The sequence below is a fragment of the Frankia sp. CcWB3 genome, from assembly GCF_977927595.1.
In genome coordinates this window covers 1-5,417 of sequence record NZ_CDWRCK010000118.1, presented here as the reverse complement: position 1 = coordinate 5,417, position 5,417 = coordinate 1, and the positions used below count along the sequence as shown (strand labels likewise).

General features: G+C 69.6%; 6 protein-coding genes and 2 pseudogenes. 2 read left to right on the top strand and 6 right to left on the bottom strand.

Features of this window, described 5'->3' with window-relative positions; genetic code table 11:
- Both ACY5KJ_RS10975 and ACY5KJ_RS10970 read right to left on the bottom strand, forming a co-directional pair.
- The coding region (locus tag ACY5KJ_RS10975) for an alkaline phosphatase D family protein (protein WP_462203299.1) at positions 1-376 on the bottom strand (376 nt) is incomplete at its 3' end.
- Positions 377-453: 77 nt separating this feature from the next.
- Positions 454-723, bottom strand: a pseudogene (locus ACY5KJ_RS10970) (PhoD-like phosphatase N-terminal domain-containing protein); the annotation flags it as partial.
- Positions 724-1,150: 427 nt separating this feature from the next.
- On the opposite strand from ACY5KJ_RS10970, the gene ACY5KJ_RS10965 reads away from it, so the two are divergent.
- The gene (locus ACY5KJ_RS10965) at positions 1,151-2,359 is read left to right on the top strand and encodes an acyl-CoA dehydrogenase family protein (protein ID WP_462203304.1); all 1,209 of its coding nucleotides are present in this window, start codon (positions 1,151-1,153) and stop codon (positions 2,357-2,359) included.
- Positions 2,360-2,434: 75 nt separating this feature from the next.
- Here ACY5KJ_RS10965 and ACY5KJ_RS10960 read toward each other — a convergent pair.
- Positions 2,435-2,533 (bottom strand): annotated as a pseudogene (locus ACY5KJ_RS10960) (3-hydroxyisobutyrate dehydrogenase); the annotation flags it as partial.
- Positions 2,534-2,945: 412 nt separating this feature from the next.
- Here ACY5KJ_RS10960 and ACY5KJ_RS10955 point away from each other — a divergent pair.
- On the top strand, positions 2,946-3,470 hold the full coding sequence (locus ACY5KJ_RS10955; RefSeq protein WP_462203298.1) for an arsenate reductase ArsC: 525 nt from the start codon (positions 2,946-2,948) through the stop codon (positions 3,468-3,470).
- Here the strand turns inward: ACY5KJ_RS10955 and ACY5KJ_RS10950 are convergent.
- The 3 genes from ACY5KJ_RS10950 to ACY5KJ_RS10940 all read right to left on the bottom strand — a co-directional run.
- Entirely contained in the window at positions 3,425-3,970 is a 546-nt protein-coding gene (locus ACY5KJ_RS10950) for an MOSC domain-containing protein (protein WP_462203297.1), read from the bottom strand. The genes ACY5KJ_RS10955 and ACY5KJ_RS10950 overlap by 46 nt on opposite strands.
- 72 nt (positions 3,971-4,042) lie before the next feature.
- Entirely contained in the window at positions 4,043-5,062 is a 1,020-nt protein-coding gene (locus ACY5KJ_RS10945; protein WP_462203296.1) for an SRPBCC family protein, read from the bottom strand.
- Between the two features lie 35 nt (positions 5,063-5,097).
- Positions 5,098-5,417, bottom strand: a 320-nt coding sequence (locus ACY5KJ_RS10940; protein WP_462203295.1) for a hypothetical protein, incomplete at its 5' end; no start/stop codon positions are given.

Sequence of the window (5,417 nt, the reverse complement as noted above, 5' to 3'; positions counted from 1 at the left end):
TTTCGACTCCATAGGAGATCCTGCGGTAGATCCTCCCGCCCGGGCCGGCCCGACCGGGAATGAACGGGGTGTACTCCAGGAACGCCTGCCGCGAGCGCGCCGCGAGGACGTCCACCCGTTTCTCGCTGTACCGGGAATCGTCAAGCATCTCACCGGGATACCAGTTGTTGAGCGTCTCGTGGTCGTCCCACTGGAACACCCACGGCACCTCGCGGTTGAACGCGAGCAGGTTTGCGTCGAGCAGGTTGTACCGGTAGTTGCCGCGGTACTCCGCGAGGGTCTCGGCGACCTTGGACTTCTCCGGGACGACGAGGTTGCGCCACACCGAGCCGTCCGCGAGCGGAACCGTCTGGAGGAGCGGCCCGTCCGCGTACACGGTGTCCCCAGAGCAGATCGCGAAGTCCGGGTGGTGAAGTCGGTCGCCGCGCCCACCCGGACGACGCCGACCCGCCGGGCGGCGGTGAACCTCTCGGTGGCTGCCACGTCGACCGCGAGCGCCGCCGGCCGATCGGCCCGTGCCCACACCACCGCGCTGTCCGCGGTGACATCGCCGGACTGCACGCCGGAGGTGAACGTGGGCCGGCCACCCCGCACCTGGCCCGGGGCCCGGTCCGCGACCCGCGCCGCCGGAACCCCTACGGCGGTGCCGGCGGCGGCCGCCAGTGACGCCACCGTCGCTCGGGCCAGCACGTCCCGTCGGTTCGGCACGCGTTCCTCTGCCATCTCGCCCAGCCCTCCTGTCACTGTCCGTATGGCTGCAGTCCCCCGACGTCGACCATCACAGTGCAGGTTCCGGGCAGCCGTCGGCCCCCGTTCCGGAAGCGAAAAAGTGAACTGTGCGTGGCGTCCCGCACCGCCTGCCGCACCGCCTGCCGCACCGCGTCCCGCCCAGACCACCTCTTCCGGGTAACCCTCGCGAGGAACCCGGGCGCCGACCGCTCGGATGAAGTCACGCGCAGATCCGCAGAGCCGGGGAGCCGGGGAGCCGGGGAGCCGGGGAAACCCTGGTCATCTGGGCCGCTCTCACGGCCCCTTATCGCTTTCGCGATCCGTATCTACGTAGAAATTGCTATGATCTATCCGTAGATGCGGTTTCAGTCGGAGCTTTGCCGTCAGTAGATCAGGCGGTTGATCAGAGTGGATGCGTGACATGTTCTGGCCAGGCCCCGCCCACCCCGACGACGAGACCAGGCACTGGCTCGCCCGGGTCGAGAAAGTCGCCCCGGTCCTGGTCCAGCACCGTGAACAGGCCGAACAGGAGAGAATGACGCCGCCCGACGTCATCGATGCCCTGCGTGAGCAGAACATCCACCGGATGTGGGTCTCCCCGGCCTTCGGCGGTGGCGGGGTGAGTGTCCGGACCGGTTCCGCGGTGCTCCAGGCGCTCGCCCGGATCGACGCCTCCGTCGCCTGGCAGATCGGGGTCCAGGGCGTTATCGGCCGAATGTCGGACTACCTCCCGGAGCAGACGGCCGGCCGGATGTTCCGGGAGAGCGATGGTCTCGTCGTCGGTGGGATCAACCCGTCGGGCCACGCCGAGGCCGTCCCCGGCGGTTACCGGGTACGCGGTCGGTGGTCCTTCGCCAGCGGCTCCACCCACGCCGACTGGCTGGTGTGCGCCTCACTCGTCACCGAAACCAGCGCGGCCGGCAAGGTAGCCGCGGGAGGTATGGCGGACTCGTCGGCCCCGACCCCGCCCACAACCCGGATGATGTTCGTTCCGCGGGATGCCGCCCGTTTCACCGACGACTGGTTCACGATAGGGCTGCGCGGCACCGGGAGCGTCAGCTTCACTGTCGACGACCTCTTCGTCCCCGAGGAGCACACCGTCGACGGCGGGCTGCTGCGCCGGCTGCCCGCGGCCCGGCCCTCGCGCGGCTACCCCATCGCGTACTACGACTTCGGCCCGTTCACGGCCGCGTCAACAGCGCTCGGCATCGCCCAGGACGCGCTGAGCGCCTTCCCGGGGCTGGCGGTCAGCGCGGTTCCTGCCCGCGGGACGGAGACGCTGGCGTCCAGCCACACCGTTCAGGCCGGCATCGCCCGCGCTGCGGCCCTGGTCAGGGCGGGCGAACTGCTGCTCGACGATGCGGCCGGCCACGCGAGTGCCCGCCTCATCGGCGGGGAGAAGCTCAGCGCCCTGATCCGGCTCGCCGCCGCCGCCGGCGGCGAAAACACCCTGAAGGCCGTGGACACCCTGCACGGCCTGGCCGGCACCAGGGCCCTGGGCGCGGCCGGCCGGCTCGACCGCTGCTTCCGCGACATCCACACCGTGGTCGCGCACATCACCCTGGCGCCGACGAACTTCGAGATGGTCGGGTCGTATCTCCTGGGCGGCTCGTTGCTGATGCGGCGCTGACCCTCGCCCGATGCCCCGAGCCCCGAGTACGGTCCTGCGGTTTCCTCCTGCGGTTTCCCCGTCGTGGCGAGCACCCAGGGCGCCCTCGCGGATGGCGGTGATGACGGCCGAGAAGTTCCGACCGGGACCGTCCCGGCGGACGAAGTCCGCGTAGATCTCGGCCGCGGTGTGCCCAGCACCGTACCCATCCCCTTGGGGAGCACCGTACCCATCCCCGCGGGGAGCACCCGGTGACACCCGTGGGAGTATGCCACTGGCAACCCACGGCTGACTCGAACGACTACATCAGTGTTATCAGAATGTTGTTGACAATGACCGGCGACGTTCGCGGTCGGCGATGGTCACGTCGGCAAGACTCGCAGTCCGCGAACATCCGGCCCATGAAATCACAGTCCGCGATGCCACACCCGGCGAAACCGTGTTCGACGATGCCTCACCAAGACATACCCAACACCCGCTACAATGGAAGCCCGCGAACATCAACATTCAAACAAACACCCGACATCCAGATCCGAAGAAAATACATTCCGACGCCCCCCGGCAACCCGTTATCCCACCGTTCCAGCACGGCCGACCAGGAGCGTTCGTGGCTCGTCCGCCCAAAGTGCTGTTCGTCTGCGTTCACAATGCGGGCCGTTCTCAGATAGGCGCCGCTCTGCTCGACCGACATGGTCGTGGCCTGTTCCGCGCCCGATCCGCCGGCACCGCCCCGGCCCCGGCCATCCACCCGGGAGTCGTCACCGTCATGGCCGAGGTAGGCATCGACCTGTCCCGGGAGTCCCCGAAGCGACTGACCAACGAGATGGTCCGCGACTCCATCGTCGTCATCAACATGGGATGCGACGACGCCGTTCCCAGCTACCCCGACACGCGCTACCTCACCTGGAAACTGGATGATCCGGCGGAGTGCGCGCTCGAGGAGATCCGGTCGATCCGCGACGAGATCGACGCCCGCGTCCGGGCGCTGGTCTACAGTCTCGGCGTGGCCGCCCGCGTCGGGCTACTGAAGAACCAGCCCGGTTACACCGGGATCCCGCCTGACGGTACTGACCCGGATGCGTGGCGCTATCCTCCACCGGTCGGGGCGGGCGCACCCGACACAACCGCGTGATCCGGCGCGACCGCGTCGACGGGCTCGGCCTCCCGGTGCGGGATGATGATCGTCGCGCCGATCCGGACGGTGCCGCCACGCACGACGTCGGCGCGCAGGCCACCCCGGTCGCGTAGCGCGCTCCAGACCCCGGGGCGGGTGAGCTGTTCGAGGTAGGAGCACGGTGGGCAGGGCCGGGCACCGAGCAGGACAACGTCGTCGATGCGGAAGGTCCGCCCGACGAGGTCGAGTAGCGCGACGCCCTCCGTCACCAGGTTTCGCCTGGTCTCCCACTCGGCCAGAGCCACCCCGGCATCCGCGGCCACGGCGGCGATGACCTCACGCTCGATCAGCGTGACGGCACGACCGGCGCCACCGCGCGCAGAGTAGGTCCCGGTGCCGATGGCGTAGCGGTCGCCTTCGAGGCCGTGACCCTCGATCACTCGAACAGCCTCACAGGCCCGCCTCCGGGTACCCCGGATCGGCGTGGTGTAGATCCCGACCAGGCGTCCCGCGGCCATGATGCCGACGCTACCCCGTTTCGGGTCACCCGCGCCCGGACAATCGCGGGAACCCGCGCACCCTCGCCATACTCACCGCCGCGCGGTTTCGGCCTGCTCGGCCTGCTCGGCGCCCCTTTCCTGCTCGGCACTCCCTTTTTCCTCGGCCCGCTCGGCCTCGGCCTGCTCGGCGCGTTCGGCTTGGGCCTGCTCGGCCCGCTGGGAACGGTCGCCGCCCTCTCCCTCGTGGCCGGCCCCCGACTCCTCGGGCTGTGCCACCACTTTGCCGTCGCGCATCTCGCCTCGCCACGACCCGGTTGCCTTGCCCTGCATCATGATGAACCGGCGGAAATGCTTGAGATCGAGGCGGGCCCGCCGGCCGCCGGCACGCCAGATATTCCCCGTCCTCTCGACGAACCCGCTGGGATAGTATTCTATGGCCAGCAGGATCCGGGTGAGGTCGTCAGCGAGCGGATGAAAAGTGACGGCGCCCCTGGTGGAGCCCTTTCCGCCCTCGGACGTCCAAGCGATCCGCCGGTCCGGGATCTGCTCTTGGACGGTCGCCTTCCAGCTGCGTCGGGACTTGAAGACCTTGACCCGCCAGTTCTGCTCGGTCTCGCTCTTCGCTTCCACCGCCTCCACGCCCTTCATGAAACGGGCGAAATCCGGGAACTGCGTCCACTGGTCGTAGGCGACGGACACCGGGACACCGACGTCCACCGTCTCCTCGATGTTCGTGGCTTTGAGTGGCCCGCTCTTACCGCCGCGCTTCCCGCGGCCGATCTTCAGCGCCCCCTTCGCCTTCTCGCGCATCGCCGAGGCCACGGTCCTGAAGGCCGTCTTCGTCGGCGGTTCCCCCTTGACCAGCCGCTGGACGCCCTCGGCGAGCGGGGAGAGCTTACCCTCCTTGCCGTTCCTCTCGGCCAGCCCGTGGAGTTTCTCCGTGCTCGAGGTGAGCCGCTGCGCCGTCCTGCCGACCAGGTGCGCCCCACCCGCCTTCGCCAAGTTCTTCGTCTCGTCGAGCAGGCTCTTGGTCGCCGGGCTGTCACGCAGGGCACCGAGAAAACCCTGCGCCGGTGGCTTCGTCGTCGGCCGCTCTGTCGTCTGCGTCATCTCCGCTCCTCGTCGATCGGACCGTCCCTCGGATGTCACCGCTCGGAGGTGACGTTCTGCCGGCCACGCGCGGCGCGGCGCGGCCCCGCCGAACGTCCGGGCGAAGAACGGCGCTGCGCACCGGACTGCGCCACAGCCTCGGGCGCCGCTCCCTCACCGGCCGCCCGTTGCTCCGACCGCTCGCCCTGCTCGGTCTGCTCCGCCTGCCCACGCTGCTCCGCCTGCCCACGCTGCTCGGTCTGCCCGCCCGAGGTGCCCTCCTCGGATTCCGCCGCGGCGGGCGCCAGCTTCTCGCCCTCTCCTTCGCCCCGGCCGGGTGCGGCGGCCTCCGGCACGGCCCCGGTCACCCCTTTGA